We start from the raw sequence: 21111 nt of genomic DNA on the forward strand, positions 1-21111 counted from the left end.
GGCTATACATTAGAATGCTTTGCCTCGTGATATAGTGCAGAGGTCTTATAAAACCATAAAAGGCCCTTAGAAGTTTCTATGATTAACTCCGATGATCGCAAATTAGTTGGGCAATCTGTCTATGAGCAACTGCGTTCAGACATTGTAACGGGCAAACTGGCGCCCGGCGAAAAGCTGAAATTAAACGCGTTGCGCTTGCGTTACAGCGCGAGTGTTAACACGTTACGCGAAACCTTAATGCGCCTTGTATCCGACGGTTTTGTGTTGTTTGTCGACCAAAAAGGGTTTTCAGTAAAACCGGTTTCCAGTGCAGATTTATGTGAGCTATTAGAGTTAAGGCAGATGCTAGAGCTGTCGGGGGTGCGCAAATCCATGGCCAATAAGATCGGTCATATGGAGTGGAAGTCGGCTTTAATCAGTGCGCATTTTCGCTTGAACTGTATCGAGAAACGAATGATGGAGGACGAGGCGAGTCATGTGCAGGCATGGGAAAAGGCCGATAGGGACTTTCATATTACCATGGTGTCACATTGTGGCTCTCAACAGCTCATCCGTTATCATGCTTCGGTGATTGAACTGTATATGCGCTATCAGGTGCTGGCGTTGCATCGTCGACCCTTTCGTGGACAAGCTTCCATGGAAGAGCATCATCAATTGTTAAAATGTCTTTTAGAAGATGACACAGAGAATGCGCTATCGATACTGGATTCCCATATTCAAAAAGGCTTAACACTGCCAGATCTCAGCAGTGCAACCTCTGCAACTACAAACAAAAGTAGAGTGTCGGCCTAAGCGGTTTTTATGAGATGAACACGATGACCTCAATAAGGAACTTCTAACATGGCAGCCGTCATTAATATCGTTGCGCCCATTTTTTTTCTGATATTGGTGGGCTTTGTGAGTGTGCGTTTTTCTTTTCTCCCCCAAGCCGCCATACCAGGGTTGAGCCGTTTTGTGCTGTACCTTGCTTTGCCTGCGTTGATTTTTATGAAATTGTCCAGCATGGAGATCGGAGAGGTCCTGCATTTTGACTATCTTGCCGTGTACGCGGCGAGTGGCTTAGCGACTTTTTTTATTACTGTATTGCTGAGCTGGCGACTGCTTAAAAGTGGTCTGGTTGACGCGGGTGTCCGAGGGGTTGGAGCAACCATGTCAAACAGTGCCTTCATTGGTTTTCCTGTCTTGTTACAGTTCTTTGATTCGTCTTTGACTCAGGCCTTTGTGATGTCATTGATGGTGGAAAACATTATTTTGTTACCGATTTGCTTAATTTTTATTGAAACCATGTTAGGCAAAAGTCAGAACAGTGAAAAAGGTCTTCTTGTATTTGTTGTGAAACGAATCTCAACGAATCCCTTGTTAATTGCCTTAGCCGCTGGTTTGGTTTTTTCCGTGTTTGAGTTACGTCTGCCCAGTTTTATGGGGCGAGGATTCGATTTACTGGCCGCTGCGGCTTCATCTGTTGCCTTAATTGTGATTGGTGGTTCTTTAGTCGGGGTGTCTATCAAAGGTCAATGGTCTCCCATTTTATTAGTGGCGACTGGCAAGCTCATTCTTTTTCCTATCCTAGTGGCTTTGCTTTTGCTGCTCACCCCCACTATGCCAAATGAGTTAAAGATCGCGGTAATTATTTTTGCGGCCGTGCCTATGTTTAGTTCTTACCCAATTGTCTGTGGCGAGTATGGTGAACGGAGTTTCTGTGCGAGTACGTTATTGATTACCACCGTGTTGTCATTTTTTAGCTTGAGTGTCTTACTGCGCTTTTTTGTTTGAAAAAATGGCGATGCGATTAATTGAATATTTATGTTGATTTATAGGAGTAATAAAAATGTCTACCATCATGGTATTGAACGGCCCTAATTTAAATTTACTGGGCACTCGTGAGCCTGCCACTTATGGTTATGAAACCCTAGCGGATGTGGAAGTCATGTGCCGTGAGGCCGCACAGAAATTAGGCCACGATGTGGAGTGCCATCAATCGAATCATGAAGGTGTACTGATTGATCTCATTCATGAGGCAGGTCGTCGCATTAAAGCGGGCGAAGTATTGGGCGTAGTGTTCAATCCCGGTGCTTATACACATACATCAGTTGCGCTTCACGATGCCATAAAAGGCGCTGATGTACCGGTGATTGAAGTTCACATCTCTAACGTACACGCTCGTGAAGCGTTTCGTCATCATTCTTATATATCCCCTGCCGCAGCAGGAATCGTGGTTGGTATGGGCGTACAAGGATATGTTTTGGGTATTCAGGGATTGGTGCATAAGCTTAAAGCGTAATAATGGTGCTCGCGCTCGCTCATTTTTAATTTAACCCCATTAAAGACAAAATGACGGCGAGGGTGACGAAAGACGCCAACGTGGTAATGAGTAATGTGCTGGCACAAATCGAACGGAATCCATACTGGCTGCCAATAATTGGATAAATGCTCATCATAGGAACGGCCGCAATCAAGATGCCACCAAGCAGAAGATTGTGGTCCATTTCTGGCATAAAGAGCGCCACGATAGCAATCATCAACGGATGCAGTACGAGTTTTCCGGTGGTGACAAAGCAAATGTCTTTGGCGTTGCCACTGAGGCTGGTTCCTACCAATGACCCTCCAAGTACAATGAGGGCGAGAGTGGCGGAAGCACCAGACAGCATGACCAACACGCGATCAATGACTGCGGGCAGTTCTAAGTGAAAAGTAGACGCTAGTACCCCACCTGTGACCGCTAAAATGAGCGGATTCTTGAGCAATCTTTTTATCACAGTGTAGAGCATGAAGGTGGGCTTAAGGCCTTGTCCTCTTGATGAACTGATTTCTAAAATCACAAACGTGATGGGCAAAACCAGAATATTTTCAACAATAAGAGACATGGCAAACGCGGCCGTAGGAGGGTTGCTGAACGCCAGTAACATCACTGGATACGCGAAGAAGGCCGAGTTCGAACAGGCCATGCCTGCCCCTTTTAGTGTGCTCTCGGTGAGAGAACGCTTCATGACTTTTAAGCTAATAAATAGACCAATCAATAGGGTGAGTATGGATCCTATTGCATAAGTCGCAATATAGGCTGGGACGATAACATCATCAAACTCCATTCTTGCTAAGGTACTGAAAATCAGGGCGGGAAGGGTGAAATACATGACGATTTTTGCCATGCCGGCAATGGTGTCACCAGGAACCAATTTAACGCGAACCGCAAAATATCCCAACATGATCATGATGAAAATGGGGGTTGTGATGGCAATAATGGTCAGCATTTAAAGGTCCTGTTTTCTTACCTTACGGCAGCCGTTTAAATAATTGGGCTGTCCTTATGGTGATGATCAATGGGTTTGTAATAGCTGTCTAAGGTTTTAGCCGTCTCTCGGATGGCGTTCATAAAAAGTTTGAGTGCGAGTGATGGAACTGAGTCGGCGCGTGTGGTCAAACCAACGGCACCTAGGGTTTCTTTGGTATCGATGGGGAGTTCGTCCAATTCTCCGTCGGCAATTTCTCGAGCCACAACTCCGCGTGAAATAATCCACACCGCATCGTTATTGCGAATAAATTCTTTGCCAAACGAATCCGATACAGTGTCGATTCTATCTGTTAGTGTGCTAACGCCTTGGGACAATAAAAATCGGTCTACATAAGGCGCAGTGATGGAGCCTTTTGGCGGGTAGAGCACCGTATAATTGGCAATATCGCTGATTTGGAAGTTTTCTTTTGTTAGCAATGGATGATTAGGTCGAACGGTAAACGTGACCTGCTCCGAGTACAAATGCTGAAATGATAAGCCTGACATGGCTTCTGGTACACCTAAGCGACCAACCACTAAATCCAATTCACCAACCCGTAACTGACTCATTAATAAGGCGTTTGGACCAGAAACCAAATGCAATCGCACATCCAGACCGCCTGTGCGAAAACGTTTGACGGACTCTGGCAGAATGCTGGTTGCGACAGTCGGCAAAACACCAATGCTGATACGACTGATGCCTTTTTGCTGTGCTTGGGCTACGCGTTCTGTACCTTCACGCAATGCCGCGACACTGGTGCTGGCGTGTTCTAGAAAGACTTTGCCAAATGGCGTGAGTTCAACGCCTTTTTTACTTCGTTCCAGCAACCTAACCCCAAGAATGTCTTCCAATTCTTTGAGTTTTTTTGAGACTGCAGGTTGGGTAAGAGCCAATACGTCGGCGGCACGAACAACACTACCTTGACGAGTGACTTCTAAAAAACATTGAAGGTGGCGATATTTAATACGATTTTCTAGCACAAAAGGTCTCCCATCGTACACGCATGGTCTCTGTCGCTGCTAACTGGCTATTGGGTCGTCAGCTACTGAAAATAAAGAAACACTAAGGAATCAGGCTTAATCACAAGCGCTAATAAGGGAATGATATTCTCTTATTACACCCTCATGTCGTTTTTTTTGAAAGAGGTTATGTATTCCTTTTTCGGTATATTTTTGGCACTTTATTTCATTCTTAATAGGACTCTCAATATAAAAATCTTGTGCTAGCATCAATCATAGTAGTTATAGCAGCAGAAAACAGATTTGCTTTTCACATATCGTTTTCGTTATGAAATGTAGACAGTCAGGACATAAGAATGAAAACAGCACTCGCAACCGTTACCTTATCAGGCACGCTGAGAGAAAAATTCGAAGCCGCGGCAAAAGCCGGTTTTCAAGGTGTCGAAATTTTCGAAAATGACTTAACTCAGTTTGATGGTTCTCCAAAAGAGGTGCGTCGTATGGCGCAAGATCTTGGTTTGGAGATTATCGCTTTGCAGCCATTTCGTGATATGGAAGGTATGCCTGAGCCGATGCGTTCGCAGAAGGTTAAAATGTTGCAGCATAAGATGGATGTTGCCCATGAATTGGGGACCAATCGTTTGTTGTTTTGCAGTAACGTGCAGCCTTATTCTTCTGCGGATCGTGATGTGTGCGCTGCGGACTTATTTGTCCTTGCTGAAATGGCCAAAAAAGAAGGCATCATGCTGGGTTATGAAGCGCTAGCGTGGGGCTATCACATTGCCGATTATCATGAAGCATGGGATCTGGTTAAACGTGTTGATCACCCGAACTTGGGGATAATTTTAGACACTTTCCACATGTTTTCCCGTGGTAATACGCTAGATGTTCTGCGTGATGACATTCCATTAAATAAGATTGCCCTTGTGCAAGTGGCTGATGCGCCTAGTCTACAAATGGACGTGTTGCAATACAGTCGACACTTCCGTTGTTTCCCTGGTCAAGGCGATATGCCAGTGGTCGAATTCTTACAAGTGCTGAAAGACAAAGGCTTTAATGACTATTTGTCTCATGAAATTTTCAACGACGAATTTCGTTCCTCTTCGCCATTAGAAAAGGCCATCGATGGTATGCGTTCTTTGATTTGGCTTGATGACCAAACGGTGAGCAAACGCGAAGAAAAAGTCGCTCCGATTGTGGCGCCTCAAGTCAGTGATGTTGAGTTTATTGAGTTTGCCATTGAGGGGGAAAGCGGCGAAGCCTTGACTAATACCTTAGCTCAGTTAGGTTTTCATGAAACCCATAAACATCGTTCTAAAAACGTTAGCTTGATGCGCCAGGGAAACATTAACCTGATTCTTAATCGTGAACCGAAAAGCCAAGCCCATGAGCATTTCCAGAAACACGGTGTGTCCGTTTGTGCCATGGCATTTGCCTCTGAAAATGTGAAAGCAACCTTGTCTTTGGCTGAACGTTATCGTGTTGAGCGTTTTGATAATCAGGCGGGTCCTGGCGAATTAAATATCCCTGCGCTTCGTGGGATTGGTGATAGCTTAGTGTATTTGGTCTCCGCGGATGCGGCGGTGCGCTTTTTCGACGTAGATTTCAAACCGATACAAGGTATTCAAGGCGAAACGGGCGTTGGTTTAACACGTTTCGATCACATCGGCCAAACGGTTTCCAATACGGATTTTCTGTCGGCGTCTTTCTTCTATAAATCGGTATTTGGTTTCGATATCGATGCCAGCCAAGATTTGCCGGATATTCACGGATTAGTCGTAAGCCGTACCGCCTTAAGCAAAGACAAGCGTGTGCGTATTCCATTGAATATGACCAACGCGCGTGGTGCCTCTGCACAGCGTTTTATTCAAAAATCCAAAGGTTCTGGCGTACACCAAATTGCGTTTGCCTGTGATGATATTTTTGCCGCGGCAAAAAACATTGATAGTGAGAAACAGCTGCCGATTCCTCAGAACTATTATCGTGATATCGAAGCACGCTTTGGTTTGTCTGCAGATCTGATCAAAAAATTACAGCTACACAACATAATGTACGACAAAAATGATGAGGGTGAATTCTTCCATTTTTATACTGAAGAAGTGCATGGCGTCTTTTTTGAAGTAGTGCAACGTGTGGGAGAGTACAGTCGTTACGGTGAAGCGAATGCGTTTGTTCGTCTTGCCTCACAGGCGCGCCAAGAAAAAAAATAAGTCATTGTCATTGCGGGGAATGATTTATTTTAGGCGTATCCTTTTGTGAGGAAATTATGCCGGAGGAAGAAGACTTCCTCCGGTTTTTTTTATTCATAAAACTCTGTTTCCGTGTTGATCTATAATTAATTCCCCATCTTCTTTCTCGTAAGGGCCTTTTGGCCATTGTTCGAGTAAATCCAGCACAGTCTCACTGGGGCGACACAATTTGACACCTTTAGGTGAGCAAACAATAGGACGATTTACCAAGACAGGGTGTTCTAGCATCGCCTCTAAGATAATGTCGTCGGACACACTTTTGTTCAATAATCCCAATTCTTTGGCGGGTGACTTGGTTTCTCTTAAGGCACTTTTCGGAGTCAGATCTGCTGCCGCAAATAATCCTAATAACTGAGCCTTGGTCCAACCTTCTTTAAGGTATTCAATGATCACAGGCGTGTAGCCTGCATCTTGAATAATGCGCAGCACATTACGAGAAGTGCCACATTCAGGATTATGGTGGATAACAATCATGATATTTCTTCCTTTCCAATAATATTAGGCAAACCAATGACGAGTGCGATTAGCAAACCAGACTAAAGACAACATGACAGGTACTTCCACTAGCACTCCGACAACCGTCGCCAGCGCCGCGCCAGAATGCAGACCAAATAGTGAAATAGCCACCGCAACAGCAAGTTCAAAAAAATTTGATGTGCCAATCATGCTTGCCGGTGCGGCTTCTGAATGAGGCAGTTTGAACTTCTTGGCTAACCAATAGGTAACCGCAAAAATGCCATAAGTTTGGATTAACAATGGAATGGCAATAAGAATAATGGCTTGAGGCTTTGATAAGATGGTTTCTGACTGGAAGCCAAACAATAAAACAACCGTGGCGAGAAGGCCAATCATTGACCAAGGTTTCATTGAGCTCAAAAAGGCATTTAATTTTGAGTGATCATTCGATTTGTTCAATATCTTACGTGTTAAAGCACCTGCAGTCAGTGGTACCAAAACATACAAAACAACGGAGATGAGTAATGTATCCCATGGCACATGAATGTCGGTTGCACCCAGTAATAAGCCTGCAATCGGGGCGAAAGCAAAAATCATAATGACATCATTAATGGATACTTGAACCAAGGTGTAATTCGCATCACCTTTCGTCATCTGGCTCCATACAAATACCATAGCCGTGCACGGTGCTACACCAAGTAGAATCATGCCTGCGATATATTCTTGGGCACTTTGTGGGTCGACCCAAGGGGCAAACAATACCTTAAAGAATAACCAGCCTAAAAGCGCCATTGTAAAAGGCTTGATTAACCAGTTAATTATCAATGTTAAAACAAGGCCTTTGGGGTTTTTACCAACGTTTTTTATGGAGGAAAAATCAATTTGAACCATCATAGGATAGATCATTAACCAAATGAGCACCGCAATCACCAGATTAACGTGCGCGTACTCTAAACCCGCCACTACAGCGAAAATATCCGGTACAAATACGCCTGCAATAATCCCTGCAACAATAGCCAGACCTACCCAAACGGAGAGGTAGCGTTCAAATAATCCCATTTTCATTTCCTTCACTCATGTTTTTTACTTTTGGATGACTGCCATCATCTGTGTTTACTTGGGGAAGTTCTGCAGGGTTAAGAATTTTAACCCTGCTCCCATATTTGTAAGCAAACGTGCGGATTCTTCGATTACTAAACGACTGTAAGAGCGTTCACGCAAAGAACCATAGAGCAGCAAAATACGCGGCTTATGTAGGCTCGGTAGTGTTGAGAATGGCTTGATATTAGGAACATGAAACTTTTCATGCTGTATGTTAGGTAGGCTGTTGTCGTCAGTCGTCATTGATTAGCTCCTAATACTGAAAGTGATTGTTTGCGAAGAACACTCCACACTTTCGCAACGCAGCCATAAGATCACACACAGGTTTTTTTACTGTAGATATGAGTCATGGTAAGCGAGTGTCGTATGCAAGGTGCTTGTAAAAGTCACAAGGAATCATAAATACATATGATATTTTGTATATATGTAATTTCACATATTAATTAAAGTGAGTCAACAACATTGGAGCTATATTCAGCGCAGGTTGTAAAAGAAAGAGGCTCCATTGAGATGGGCTATTATAGACAACAGGGAAGAGAATGCTGAGCGAGTACTGCGCTGTTTGTGCTCAGCATTACTTTATTCAAGAGATTTAGATTTTTTCTGTTACTTGAAATTGTCCCACCAGCGAATCGAGCTTCAAAGCCGACAATCCAACGCGCGATGAACGTCTTTGTAGTGCTGCGATTGAGCGACGCATTTGTTCCGTTGCTGCGCCCATTTCATGAACGGTTTTGGCGTTCGTTTTGTTGCTTTCATTTAATAATAAAATGGCTTCGAACATGGTATCGACTAGATCGTACAACGCACTGTCCCCAATGTTGCTTTGCTCATTTGCCATGAGATTCTTATCGACGTTTTCGGCGCCTTTTTCCATAAAGCTTACGGCATTGCGTGTTTGTTCTTGAATGCCCTCTAGCATGGTTTGTATCTCTTCTGCTGCAGAAGCGGTTTTAGAGGCCAAACTACGAACTTCGTCGGCCACGACAGAAAACCCTCGACCATGTTCACCGGCTCTTGCTGCTTCTATGGCGGCGTTCAGTGCCAACAAGTTGGTTTGGTTGGTGATGTCTGAGATGGTCGTAATGATGCCGGCGACTTCATTGGTTTTTTGATCCAATGATTTGACTGACTCGGCAGTGGTTCTTACCACATCGCGTATTTCTTGTGTGCCGGCTTTGGCGGCTTTAAGACGAGACTGTGTTTCTGCTGCGACCTGATCCATGGCTTGTTTTAAATCATTTGCTGTCTGAGACGCACTCTGTACTTCGTCTATTTGTTGCTGAAACACGCTCAGCATGTTTTCAACGGTGGACTCAAGATAGCGAGACGCTTGGCTGGCTTCTTCGTTGGTGCGAATCATAAATTCGTTAGACTTTTTGACGTTACGGCTGGCTGAGATCACCTGTCTCATGGTGTTGTCTAGGTTATCAATAAAGCTGTTCATCCAGCGCCCCATATCGCCCGTTTCGTCATTATTGAGATCATCATCAAGGCGCTGTTTTAGGTTGCCTTCTCCTTCTGCTATGGTTTGAATGACTTCTGTCATTTGACTCATACTGCGGCTAATTCTTTTTGTGCTGAAGCGATTGAAGAGTAGGCCCGCTACCCCCAAGCTTGCGAAGGCGATTAAACTGGTTAGTATGACGGATAAATTTGTGTAAGCCTGCAGTGAACTACTGATGACAAGTGGGACACTGGAAGCCAGCAAATAGCTTCTCATCAGCTTTAAGTTGATCGAGCGGCGACGATAGACTTCTTCTAAGTCGCCTTCACACATCATGCCCCACGTATCTGGGCTACCTTTTAATTGGAAGGTCACCCCTTTGCCAATAACAGGGATATGTCGATAGTCGGAATACCCAGGGTAAGTGACAAAAATATTTTGGCCGTTCTTAATGGTTTCTCGCACACCTGGGTGCAATTCTTTGGTGGCAGGATCGGTAAAACGAATTTCAAATTCAGTATGCTTTTGAACCTTGACGACGCCAAATTTTGTATTGATGCCACCCTTTAGGTTTTCGCCATGACTAAAGGCATTGTCTTCGAAGCGTGAACGGGACAGTGCGGTGCCCGGTAGTATGGATTTGTCGAATTCAGGCTTTACCATGAATAAGTAATTGTCACCGGACTCTTTGTAAATATGCCCCGCTTCGCGTTGGATAATATCACCAAGAACATCATTGGGAATACGGGCGCAGACGGCACCCACACTGACGCCATTTTGTTTAATAGGAAGATAAAACATGAGGGTGACCGCATCGTGAAATTTTGAGCAGGATGCGCCAATCGTTAATGTATTTTGGTCGATATAAGGGCCATGTATAAACGGCGCCAGTAAGCCCGCCGCGACGGCTTTTGGGGATAAGTCCGTTTTGTGTATACGGCTTTGAGCGGTGGATTTGAGAACCTGTCCTTGGGCATCGATAACAAAATATTCAGAAACATCGGCTACGATATTCAAGCGCTCATCTAAGGCTTCTTGATCAATATGAGGGAAGCTTGTGGAAACGATTTCCAATAAGACATCTAACTGAGACCACTGAGTATTCACCCAAGTGTTGAGTAGCTTTACTCTGGTACTGGCAATATTCTCGAAGGTTTTTTCTATGTTTGGGTAGGTGTCTTTATTTAAATAACATGACCAAAAAAGTGAAAACCGTCCAGTGTTGCCAAACCAAGGTAACCATCGGCGTTCTTTTGCTGAAAGTAACATCTGATTGCTTTTTAAACTCATCTCTTTACTGCTCCATTGCATTAAGCACTACGTCGTTGCAGATGCTTAGGGGTGTCTTAAAAGAGCAATTTTTTTGCCATTGTTTTACAAATTTGAAACTTTAGTTTGATCTTCTTTAAACAGATAAAAGGACATTGGTATTCCACTAGATACGTTTTAAAAAGCAGTGAATTATTAAAGAGGTCATCTTTTTGTACTGCACCATAATGGTGTTTTTCGTCTTTTTTGCTTTATGGAGGCGCGATTTGCCGATATTTAGGAAGGAGTTGTCGTTTTTGGATAAGCGGTTAGGGGTAAAAACAAGTAAGGATATTGTTTGAAATCGACCACTTTTAACCCGTTATAGCATGAAAAAACGGGTTAAAAGTGGGCTCGTCTTTGCTTTAGTAATCCTTGCTTAGGCTGTTTCGTGAAAGAGTTTTCGCTTTAGCCATCGTGTCCAAATAGGGGACTGGGTAAAGAGTATTAAAACGATCACACTAAAGAGTATGGTTGAAAGTGGGCTATGAAATACATTGATAAACAAGTCACTGATACTGCCACGTTCAGACAGAATCGCACGACGCCAGTTTTCATCGGTTAATGAACTCAGTATTACTCCTAAAATCACTGGCCCAACAGGGAAGCCATAGAGACGCATAAAGTAACCAAATACACCAAAAGCCAGCATCCACCAGATATCGGTAATTGCGTTGTTAATTGCATACGCACCGACAATCGACAGAAGGAAAATGAGTGGAATCAGGATACCTTTTGGGCACTCGACGATTTTCGAAAACATCTTAATGCCGGTTAAACCAAAGATCAGTACGAAAATATTGGCTAAGGTTAAATTGCCAACAGTGAACCAAAACATATGCGGTTGTTCGATGAGCAATAAAGGACCTGGGTTTAAGCCATGAATAAACAAGGCGCCAATAAATACGGCAGTGACCGCATCTCCAGGAATGCCCAGAGTCAGCATTGGTATATAGGCACCACCAACGGCAGCGTTATTGGCCGCCTCAGGGGCGATTAAACCTTCTTTAGCGCCTTCGCCAAAAGGGACTTCCGGGTTTTTGGTTACACGTTTGGCGTGGTCGTACGCCATTAACGCCGCAATATCACCACCCGTACCTGGTAATGCGCCGACGATGACACCAATAAATGAGGTCTGTAAGCTTAGCGGCATGTACTTTTTAATATCTGACCATTTAGGGATAATGCGAGAGATCTTTTGTTTCACTACGGCCTTGTTCATATGATGTAACTGATGCAGGGCTTCCGATATACCAAACATACCAATCATCACCGCAACCGGGTTAATGCCATCCCAAAGTTCGACAACGCCAAAAGTAAAGCGTTCTTCGGCGGTCATCGGATCCAGTCCAACAGTACCGATTAACAACCCCAGTGCGCCCGCAAAAATCCCTCTTGCTAGACTGCCACCAGACAGCGAGCCGACTAGCATGATGCCTAGTATCCCCAGCATCATATAATCACGAGGCTGGAAGGTGATAGCAAATTCGCTCACAGTAGGTGCCGCGAGCGCTAAGACGACGATACCAACAAAGCCACCGACGACAGACATAATGGTAGACAGGCCAATCGCTTCTCCTGCTAGGCCTTTTTTAGCCAACGGATAACCGTCTAATGCCGTTGCAATGGCTGAGGGCGCCCCTGGAATGTTTAATAAAATGGCGGTGCGAGAGCCACCGTAAACACCGCCCATATAAACACCGACCATTAAGCAAAGTGCGTAATTGACGTCCCATGCAAAGGTGAACGAAATTAGAATCGAAACCGCCATGGTCACGGACAGGCCAGGGATTGCTCCGACATAAATGCCTAGAAAAGTGCCTAGTGCCGTTAAGCCCAGTAACTCTGGTGACAGCCAAGACATGGCAAAATAATGTAACGCATCCATAAAATGACTATCTCCACAAAGATTTTATTGAGGATAAAATTTCGCGTTCAGGTACGATGCCTTCAGGAAGCACGACTTGGAAAATTAAGCGAAAAATAATGTACACGATAACCATGGCCAATAAGCTGATGGCGAGAGTGGTTAACACGTTGCGTCGATATAAAAACTGTATGGAAACGAACAGAAAAGCAAAGCTTGATAGAACAAAGCCTAGGCTTTCCAACACGACGGAATAAATCAAAATTAACGCCATAACAATGGCAACGATAGGCGGAAAACAGTGATAAACGAAGCGAACGTTTTCGGCAGCGGGTAGCTTCAGAGTATTTAAAAAAGTAATACAGGAAGCCAATACCATAGTAGCAGAGGCCGCCAGTGGAAATGCTCCTGGCGAGCTGAACGAACTGAACCCTGCAATAGCATAAGATTGCCAAAACAGATAAACACTTCCCACAATCATCAGAAAGCAAAAAATGCGCTCTCCAGGTTTACGGGTTTTTACAAAGGGGGATTGACTGGACATGGCAACTCCAGATAAAACAAGAAAACAAGACGCGTTTACTCCATGTAAGCCGCGTCTAGGGATTAGATTATTGGCATTTCAATCTTATGGTTTACGAATGCCAAACTCTTCAGGTGAGAATTTACTAAAGCCTGCATCGTGTACCAACCAAGAAGACGTTGAACGGTAAGCGTCAAGGAAGTAATCGGCTTCTTCTCCAGAAATGTTCATGATGGTGAAACCACGTTTTTGCATGAGATCAACAAAGTCGCTGTTGAATGCGGCTTTTTGAAAGGCAGCTTGTAATTTTTCTACGGCGTCGTCTGGTGTGCCTTTTTTCACGAATACACCAAAGAAAGGACCCCATGGAAGGTAGGTTTTCATGCCTGGTAGTGCGTCAGTAATAGGCGCAAGATCTGGCAGTAGCTTGCTAGATTCTACATCGACAAGACTGATGGCTTTCATTCGTCCCGCCTTGATTTGTTCGATAGTAGCACCGAGTACGGCAGGCATGACGTCAATCGCACCGCCTTGAAGCGCGGTGAGTGCTGGGCCATCACCATTGTAAGGAATGCTGATGTAGTCCAGTTTGACTTGAGAGTCCAACATAGCTGTCACAATAGAGGTTAATCCACCAGGGCCTGTAGAACCAAATTTCACTTCACCTGGATGCGCTTTGGTATAATCAATAAGCTCTTGCATGTTGTTAAAAGGCGCGTCGTTATTTGCGACAATAATTGGCGTCCCACGAGCCAACACGTTGATCGCAATCATATCGCTGTAGTCGATATCCGATAGCCCTAAAATTTTATACATCTGAGGGTTTTCCGCCCCCATTAACAATGTATAGCCGTCGGCTTGTTTTGCATCAACGAACTTAGTCGCTATGGCACCAACACCCCCGGTTTTATTTGTCAGGATGATACTGGTTCCAAGCTCTTTTTCGACATGAGGAGCGATAGAACGCATTACGGTATCTGTTGAACCGCCCGCGCCCCATTGGATGATGCCTTGAATGTCTTTCGTTGGATAATCCGCGAAGCTTAGGCTGGAAGAAAGGGAAAGTGCTGCTAGTAACGCAATCGTTGTTTTTTTCATTATTGGCCTCTTTGGTGTTCATCTTTAAATGAACTTGGCTTGGTTTTGTTATTATTAGTGATCGATACCAGTTCTGTGCTTCAACTGGTATTTTGGAACCACTGTAACCTTAGCCTATGGGTTATTGTTTATAAAGATGGTATCTATTCCATATTTTACCCATTTTGTGATCTTTTAGTTATAGATAGGGACGTTAAAATCGACGATTTTTGATCTATTTGAACAAAAAACACCTTATTTACTTGCCCCATTAATCGTTAGGATTTGATATCAATAGGGCAAGTGTGAAGGAGAATTAGGGCTGACTTGAAAAAGCCTCTCGGGTGAGGTTGATCGGTTGCTGGCTCTTTACCACGATATTGTCTTCTATACGAATACCACCATACGGTAAAAAATGCTGGATGCGTGCCATATCACAACCGTGCTGTGGTATCTCGGCCTGCATTTTTTCCAGCAACATAGGAATGAAATACAAGCCAGGTTCAATGGTGATGACCATATTTTCTTCTAAGGTTCGCGTGAGGCGTAAAAAAGGAGCCTGTTCATCCGGTAGGCTTAATGTGCCCTGTTTATCAATTTGATGACCGCCTACATCGTGAACTTGCAAGCCAAGTAAGTGCCCTAAACCATGAGGAAAGAAAACGTGCGGAATGCGTTTGGCTAATTGTTCTTCAACATTGAGAGAGCAAATCTTATGCTCATGCAATAGGTTCGCAATACCGGCGAGTGTATTTTGATGCAAATCTCGGAAGTTAACGCCAGACATCGCTTGACGGCAAAGTGTCTGCTCCATTGTGTCTAGGTCTTGGATCAAGGCATTAAAATCATCAGCATGGCGCGTAAAGGTGCGAGTAATGTCACTTGCGTAACCATGCTCGTTGGCACCCGCATCAATCAGTAGTGTACGAGAATCACTCAACTGTTGTACGGATTTATGCTCGTAATGCAACACGGCAGCGTGTTCATTTAGACCGACAATGCCAGGATAAGGTTCTTGAAAAGCACTTTGCTGACTGGCTTTTAAAAAGGCAAGATGGATATCAAGCTCACTCATTCCCGCTAAAAAAGCCTCTTTAGCCGCGAGGTGTCCTGCCGCACCACGTAAGCTTGCTTGTTGCATGGCGTCAATTTCGAAGTCTGTTTTAACCGCTTTCGCAAAATCCACGTAAGCCTTTAAGCCTTCGCAAGTGACTGCGAATGGCAAGGCATTGGGGCCAAGCCAAGCGGTTTTTTTCGGCAGATCGGCAAACCACTTATCTGTTTTTCTGGCGGTCACGATATTCCAATTCTGCTGCCAATCGCCGCTCGGAACAGGATTGGGAGCGTGCCAAAAGTCATCACGAACAGGCCAAACCAACGTCGGTTTTTCGCCCGCTTTTAGTACGACATAGGTTTCAGCGCCTAAGGTAAAAGGCAACCACTGTTGTGCACCAGAATAGGCCTGAAAGGGGTGAGTATGATCGTCTTGAAAGTAATAACTTTTTTCCCCTGAAGCTAAAACAATGGCGTCAAGGCTAAAATGTGCCATAGCGTCTTCATAACGATGACCGATAATGGCGAGGTGTGCTTGATAGCGTGTTGTCATAAAAGGACTCTTGTTCATTGGCAAGTGTTAGCTAAAACGCTGACTGGTGTCCATTTCGTCTGCGTTGTTTTTTCAGGGGGATATAAAACATTAGCATACGCTAAAAAACTGGATTTTTTGTATACTTATTGCTTGTTGGCGGTGAATTTATGAAAGAGAAAAATGCTGCCTTTAAAGGTGACAAAGGCACAAAGTACCGACACGAACGCCAGCAATAGATCATTCTCTATGACGAAAAAGTGCTTGAAAAGATAAAAAAAAGCGATGGTTAAAACAATTCGTACAAGGCTGTCAACGAGTGACATGACTTTGGGCGATTCGAGCATTATTGGATTCCTTTTTACAATTGAGACCAGACTGTCCCACAAAACCACAGCCAAGCCAATTATTTAATTGGCAAACAAACCAGCGTCACGTAATCCTTCGCGTTCTCTGTTTGAGTGGGGCCCACTTCGAAGACTTCGACGCCATAACGATGGCGATTAAGGGTTAAACGATGCAGTCGCATATAGTTAAATAATACATGCCACGCCAAAGATAAATTTTGGTAGCTGCCGTAATAGCGTAATTGCAAATAATAGCCACGCAGAACGATACGTTCTGGGTAGAGTTCACAAGGCACTAGATTTTGCACGGGAATGCCCAAGCGACCAGAAAAGTAGTGATGGGTAATATCCGCTTTTTTATACAGGGCAAAACTGGGGCCAGCAGGTGGGTTTTCTGGACCAAGTTGGGTCAATAAGTCATGAAAGCCCTGGTCCATTTTTTGTGACATGGGCTGATTACTCACGACAAATGGGCGCGTTACGGCATCCACATTCTCCAGTCGTGCTTTAGCAAGCCATTCAAAGCGTGGTTCATGGTACTGATGATCTGACGTGATGTTGTATTTGCCCAGATACGTTAATACTTTTAACAGTGCTAGCTCTGCGTCTTTATTGGCGCGAAGACTGTAATTTTTTTGTTTCCAGCGACGAAAGAAAGGCAGCTTGCCTGTTATCTGAATCGTTATTAGAGTGCGTTCTTTTTGTTTGGTGAGATCAATATTAAAGTGCACATCAGTTGGATAAAACGCAGGCGCTTCTAACAGCGTATGAAAGTAATGAGCGCCTGAACGAGCAGGCTCTAATGTCATGTGTCCGTCTTTTATGAGTTTCCCCTGCCATACTAAACAGCTGGGAAAAACCGAATGAATACCTGAGTTTAAATATTCATAATTCACATGGGCATCGGGCTCATAAATGAGCCAAGGCAGCCAGCTTTGCCAATTAGTAAGATCACTTAAATCTTCTGCCAGACGGTCAATAGGGGCGTCAATCACCGCATTGCGTCGGCCAAAAAAACGACCATTAAACAAAATGAAATAAGCGAGCAATAGGATGCTTGCAAACGTGATTAGCAACAATATGACAACCATATTTGTCTCACTCTTGAAGTTATGATGTGTTCATAAACGTGTTGATTAACCCATTGTGGCAAACTTGATGGCCAGAATCTTGCTTTTCACAGCATAATGTTTAATGTCACTCTTTGGCAAGTAAGTGTTTTTTGAGTCAATAATATTCATGGTGGGAATGGTTAGTTATGAAATCGACACTGATATGGGATTGGCCGGTACGCATTAGTCATTGGTTAATGGTGTTTTTATTTACGGGTTTGATCATTACCGGTAAATCTGACGCAGACTACGTTCAATATCACTTTTACATGGGTTATGGTTTATCTGCGGTGATCATTGCACGGGTTCTATATGGTTTTTATGGATCGTATTACGCGCGTTTTCGCCAGTTTGTTAAAGGACCAAAGGTTGCTTTTCGTTTTGCATGGTCGCTGTTGACCGGGCGGCCGAGACATTACCTTGGGCATAACCCGATTGGGGCGCTGATGGTGGTTGTTTTGCTTGCTGCGCTTTCCGTGCAATGGGCGACTGGGTTGTTTACCAGTGATGATATTTTTTGGTTTGGGCCTTTTTATTCGTTCATCCCAGAAGACTGGGCAAGTGAGTTGGCGTCTATTCATCGTTTTTTACCCAATGTACTTTTAGGGTTAGTAGCCGTGCATGTGTTGGCCGTGTTGTATCATGAGTTGTGTCTTAAAGAGAGGCTCATTGCCGCCATGATTCATGGACGTAAAAAGCATTCAACGTCCGTTGTTATCGCCGTGAAAACCCCACGTTGGGGTGTGGTTTTTTCTTTATTGATGGGACTTTCGTGGTTAGTTGCGCTTTGGCTGATGCCAATTTAAATAAATGGATTTTTTAAATGTATAGACAGGTGGTTTATTTGTTATTATTGCCTGTTATCAACCCTTAAACACCTGAATAGATGGAAACCTTAGTGTCTGATATAACCAACTCTAATTTAGCAAATTTGTTCGATGACTTACCGGATGCGCCCCTTCCAATTTACGCTAAGTTAAAGCAGGCTATTTCATTAAAAATTACCTCAGGCCAATGGCAAGTGAATCAGCGTATCCCGTCTGAATCTGAGGTAGTAAAAGCGTTGGGTGTAAGCCGGATGACAGTGAACCGTGCCTTACGAGAATTAACCGCGGAAGGTTTTCTTGTGCGCCACCAAGGACTGGGTACATTTGTGGCTGAGAAGAAAGCCCACTCAGCGTTGTTTGAAGTGCATAATATTGCAGAAGAGGTGGCGGCCCGCGGTCACAAACATCGCTCTGAATTATTGGTATTAGAATCCGCCAAGGCGACCATGGAAGAGGCCATGAACTTAGGCGTTCGAACCAACCACGGAATTTTTCGCTCAGTGGTGTTGCATTTTGAAAACGACTTCCCCATCCAAATCGAAGAGCGTATTGTGAATGCCAATCTTGCTCCTGACTATGATAAGCAGGATTTCTCTTTGCATACTTCTTATGAATATCTCATGAGCGTCGCCCCCATGACAGAAGGCGAGCATCTCGTAGAAGCCATATTGCCTAGCCCCGTTGAGTGCGAGCGCCTGCGTATACAAGCATCAGAACCCTGCTTACAAATTAAACGCCGTACTTGGGCGGGGGATGACATCGTCACTGCCGCGCGTCTACTCCACCCCGGCTCGCGTTTCCAACTGTTTGGGCATTTTGGGCGTTAATTTTATGCTCTGATGCACACTAAAACGCCACGGCCTTGGGTTAATGTTGTCTTGGCGTTTTGTGAAAACACTGCCATGCTGTGTGCTTTGATTGCGGCTGTGTTGGCGTTTTCCATTTCAATCACGCTGCCCTCAGAGGCATAAAAACCACAAAACAGTGTATCCGTGTCCGCAAAAATAATGGAGCAAGGCGCTGTACATGCCTGAACTCTGGCTTGAGTGTCGTCGTCTCTCACCATAATATTCAGGTCTTCAATCTTGCCATTTTTCAATGTGGCGTAAGTTGTATCTCCACCTGAAAATCTTGCGATATCTAAGGGGCTGTCCAGTTTGTTTATTTGACAACCTGTCTCACTTTTGTGTTCTAGCGTCATGCCTTCGCCAGAGAGTAAGACCAAGGTACGATTCAAGCCGCTGAAGTCGGAAAATACGCCATCTTCTACCACTGACGCTTGGCTGATGCGAAAGCGTAGGCCGCTTTCATCTTCATGGCGTTGAATTTCTAGGGTTTCCCCAAGGCCGTTTTTCCATGGCATTCGTTGGTATTGTGCTTGTTCGATAATCGTTAATTTAGGCATGGTACATGGCCTTTTTAATCACTTGAGTAAAGGCCAGACGGCTGCTGTCTTCATGCTGGTGGTGGAAGTTTTTGATGGTGTGAGTGCCGGCCACAAAGACGTCTTTGACAAGGTTTTCATTGGTGGCGAATAACCAACGATTGAGCAAATCTTTTGCTTCGCTGGCGGCGATAAAAGGATGAGATTCATCCAGTACCATAAAGTCAGCTCGGTTTCCTATACCTAATCCCAAAGAGACTTGGCAAGCCTGATTACCACCCAGCAAAGCTTGCTGATACAGGTTATCCCCCACGCTGGTTTGGTCTTCACGATATAAGCGATTGCGTTGTTGATCCCGTAGGCGCTGTCCATATTCATAGGTACGTAATTCTTCGACGATGGACAAACTCACATGGCTATCAGAGCCGATTCCCCAACGACCCTTTTCCTGCTCAAAAGCCACACCGGGGAAAATACCATCGCCTAAATTCGCCTCAGTGGTTGGGCATAGTCCAGCAACGGCTTGGCTCTTCGCAATGGCTTGGCGCTCAGTGTCGGTTAGATGAGTGGCATGAACTAAGCACCAGCGCTCGTTTAAGCCGATTTCGTTATTTAGCCACTCCACAGGGCGCTGTCCGCTATAAGCGAGACTGTCTTGCACCTCTTTTTGTTGCTCGGCGATGTGGATATGTATTGGAACGTCTTTTTTTAACGCAGAGAGTACGGTTTCTATTTGTGGCTTGGTCACTGCACGCAGCGAGTGAAAGCAAATGCCTAACTTGTGGCGAGTATGATTGGCTAACGCGTTATCGCAGGCTTGGTGCAATGCCAAATACGAATCTGTGCTGTTGATGAATCGCGCTTGTCCGGCGTTCGGGGCTTGCCCACCAAAGCCAGAATGTGAATACAAGACAGGTAATAGCGTCAACCCCATTCCTGATTCGTCTGCGGCGGCGATGATCCGATTTGACATCTCACCAAGCTGGTCATAATGCTTTCCGCCAACGTCGTGGTGCAGATAGTGAAACTCCCCGACTTGTGTGTAACCGGCTTTTAGCATGTCGATATAAAGCCGTTTGGCAATGATGTGTGCGTCGTCTGGTGTGAGCTTTTGTACGATTTTGTACATTAAATCACGCCAACTCCAAAAACTGTCATTGGGATTTAAACTGACTTCTGCTGCGCCTGCCATGACGCGTTGGAAAGCATGGGAATGCACATTGGCCAGCGTCGGTAAAACAGGTCCAGATAACACATGACAATCTGCCATTGGTGCGCTGTTTGCTGTAAAAGAATGAAATTGACCATTTTTTACAGAGAAAAGCACATCTTTCGCCCAGCCAGAAGTGAGCAAAGCGCGTTGCGCAAAATAGTGTTGAGTATTATCGCAATGAGTAGAGTGTTGGCGAGTCACAAGTCATTCCCTAATGAATATTGATCATTCGAGTGTAATAGAAAAAACAATGTATATACAAGTTAGTTTTTAATGAGTTTATTTTGCCTTCCTAAACGCCTCTACTTAGCACTTGTTTGATAAGGCATTTTTGCTTTTATTGGTGGCATTTTTCTCTTATTTAAACGGGTTTAACTGGCTTTAGTG

The 21111-nt window shown here is 44.4% G+C and carries 19 protein-coding genes; 6 read left to right on the forward strand and 13 right to left on the reverse strand.

Translation table 11 applies throughout. From position 1 onward, the window contains the following. The first annotated feature begins 78 nt into the window (after positions 1-78). The 3 genes from DKT73_RS06210 to aroQ are packed head-to-tail and all read left to right on the forward strand — an operon-like array spanning position 79 to position 2281. On the forward strand, positions 79-792 hold the full coding sequence (locus DKT73_RS06210; RefSeq protein WP_111637714.1) for a GntR family transcriptional regulator: 714 nt from the start codon (positions 79-81) through the stop codon (positions 790-792). A 48-nt stretch (positions 793-840) separates the two neighbouring features. Beyond that, positions 841-1773 (forward strand): AEC family transporter, encoded by a 933-nt coding sequence (locus tag DKT73_RS06215; RefSeq protein WP_111637715.1) that lies wholly within the window; start codon positions 841-843, stop codon positions 1771-1773. A 55-nt stretch (positions 1774-1828) separates the two neighbouring features. Next, a complete protein-coding gene (gene aroQ, locus DKT73_RS06220) occupies positions 1829-2281 on the forward strand; it encodes a type II 3-dehydroquinate dehydratase (RefSeq protein WP_111637716.1) in 453 nt (150 codons plus the stop codon). Positions 2282-2306: 25 nt separating this feature from the next. Here aroQ and DKT73_RS06225 read toward each other — a convergent pair whose 3' ends face one another. After that, entirely contained in the window at positions 2307-3248 is a 942-nt protein-coding gene (locus DKT73_RS06225; protein ID WP_111637717.1) for an AEC family transporter, read from the reverse strand. A 35-nt stretch (positions 3249-3283) separates the two neighbouring features. Next, positions 3284-4249 carry a pca operon transcription factor PcaQ gene (pcaQ, locus tag DKT73_RS06230; protein WP_111637718.1) on the reverse strand — a complete coding sequence of 322 codons (966 nt, stop codon included), beginning with the start codon at positions 4247-4249 and terminating at the stop codon, positions 3284-3286. A 335-nt stretch (positions 4250-4584) separates the two neighbouring features. Here pcaQ and DKT73_RS06235 point away from each other — a divergent pair, with 335 nt between their 5' ends. After that, positions 4585-6438 carry a bifunctional sugar phosphate isomerase/epimerase/4-hydroxyphenylpyruvate dioxygenase family protein gene (locus DKT73_RS06235; protein WP_111637719.1) on the forward strand — a complete coding sequence of 618 codons (1854 nt, stop codon included), beginning with the start codon at positions 4585-4587 and terminating at the stop codon, positions 6436-6438. 93 nt (positions 6439-6531) lie between these two features. On the opposite strand, the gene arsC is transcribed toward DKT73_RS06235, so the two are convergent. The 9 genes from arsC to DKT73_RS06285 all read right to left on the reverse strand — a co-directional run bounded on the left by arsC (position 6532) and on the right by DKT73_RS06285 (position 17279). Further along, positions 6532-6951 (reverse strand): arsenate reductase (glutaredoxin), encoded by a 420-nt coding sequence (arsC, locus tag DKT73_RS06240; protein WP_111637720.1) that lies wholly within the window; start codon positions 6949-6951, stop codon positions 6532-6534. Between the two features lie 24 nt (positions 6952-6975). After that, on the reverse strand, positions 6976-7992 hold the full coding sequence (arsB, locus tag DKT73_RS06245) for an ACR3 family arsenite efflux transporter (protein ID WP_111637721.1): 1017 nt from the start codon (positions 7990-7992) through the stop codon (positions 6976-6978). A gap of 54 nt (positions 7993-8046) precedes the next feature. After that, on the reverse strand, positions 8047-8277 hold the full coding sequence (locus tag DKT73_RS06250) for an NADPH-dependent FMN reductase (protein WP_111637722.1): 231 nt from the start codon (positions 8275-8277) through the stop codon (positions 8047-8049). 349 nt (positions 8278-8626) lie between these two features. Then, on the reverse strand, positions 8627-10771 hold the full coding sequence (locus tag DKT73_RS06255) for a methyl-accepting chemotaxis protein (RefSeq protein ID WP_111637723.1): 2145 nt from the start codon (positions 10769-10771) through the stop codon (positions 8627-8629). 397 nt (positions 10772-11168) lie between these two features. Next, positions 11169-12677 (reverse strand): tripartite tricarboxylate transporter permease, encoded by a 1509-nt coding sequence (locus DKT73_RS06260; protein ID WP_111637724.1) that lies wholly within the window; start codon positions 12675-12677, stop codon positions 11169-11171. 7 nt (positions 12678-12684) lie between these two features. Beyond that, positions 12685-13200, reverse strand: coding sequence for a tripartite tricarboxylate transporter TctB family protein (locus tag DKT73_RS06265; protein ID WP_111637725.1), 516 nt, complete (start codon positions 13198-13200; stop codon positions 12685-12687). A gap of 84 nt (positions 13201-13284) precedes the next feature. Beyond that, on the reverse strand, positions 13285-14277 hold the full coding sequence (locus DKT73_RS06270; protein ID WP_111637726.1) for a tripartite tricarboxylate transporter substrate binding protein: 993 nt from the start codon (positions 14275-14277) through the stop codon (positions 13285-13287). Between the two features lie 295 nt (positions 14278-14572). Continuing rightward, on the reverse strand, positions 14573-15862 hold the full coding sequence (pepQ, locus tag DKT73_RS06275) for a Xaa-Pro dipeptidase (protein WP_111637727.1): 1290 nt from the start codon (positions 15860-15862) through the stop codon (positions 14573-14575). Between the two features lie 385 nt (positions 15863-16247). Beyond that, complete coding sequence (locus DKT73_RS06285) at positions 16248-17279, reverse strand: AraC family transcriptional regulator (protein WP_111637729.1); 1032 nt, start codon at positions 17277-17279, stop codon at positions 16248-16250. Positions 17280-17446: 167 nt separating this feature from the next. Here DKT73_RS06285 and DKT73_RS06290 point away from each other — a divergent pair, with 167 nt between their 5' ends. Together DKT73_RS06290 and hutC are read left to right on the forward strand one after the other, a co-directional pair. Next, positions 17447-18106: a cytochrome b/b6 domain-containing protein gene (locus tag DKT73_RS06290; protein ID WP_111637730.1), complete on the forward strand. Its 660-nt coding sequence runs from the start codon at positions 17447-17449 to the stop codon at positions 18104-18106. 92 nt (positions 18107-18198) lie between these two features. Next, positions 18199-18954 (forward strand): histidine utilization transcriptional repressor HutC, encoded by a 756-nt coding sequence (gene hutC / locus DKT73_RS06295; protein ID WP_232827801.1) that lies wholly within the window; start codon positions 18199-18201, stop codon positions 18952-18954. A 2-nt stretch (positions 18955-18956) separates the two neighbouring features. On the opposite strand, the gene DKT73_RS06300 is transcribed toward hutC, so the two are convergent. Together DKT73_RS06300 and DKT73_RS06305 are read right to left on the reverse strand one after the other, a co-directional pair. Further along, complete coding sequence (locus DKT73_RS06300; RefSeq protein ID WP_111637732.1) at positions 18957-19532, reverse strand: HutD/Ves family protein; 576 nt, start codon at positions 19530-19532, stop codon at positions 18957-18959. Then, a complete protein-coding gene (locus tag DKT73_RS06305) occupies positions 19525-20925 on the reverse strand; it encodes a formimidoylglutamate deiminase (protein WP_111637733.1) in 1401 nt (466 codons plus the stop codon). Before DKT73_RS06305 ends, DKT73_RS06300 begins: the two co-directional genes overlap by 8 nt. Between the last annotated feature and the right edge of the window lie 186 nt (positions 20926-21111).

The organism is Marinomonas shanghaiensis, assembly GCF_003259175.1.
Classification (GTDB): domain Bacteria; phylum Pseudomonadota; class Gammaproteobacteria; order Pseudomonadales; family Marinomonadaceae; genus Marinomonas; species Marinomonas shanghaiensis.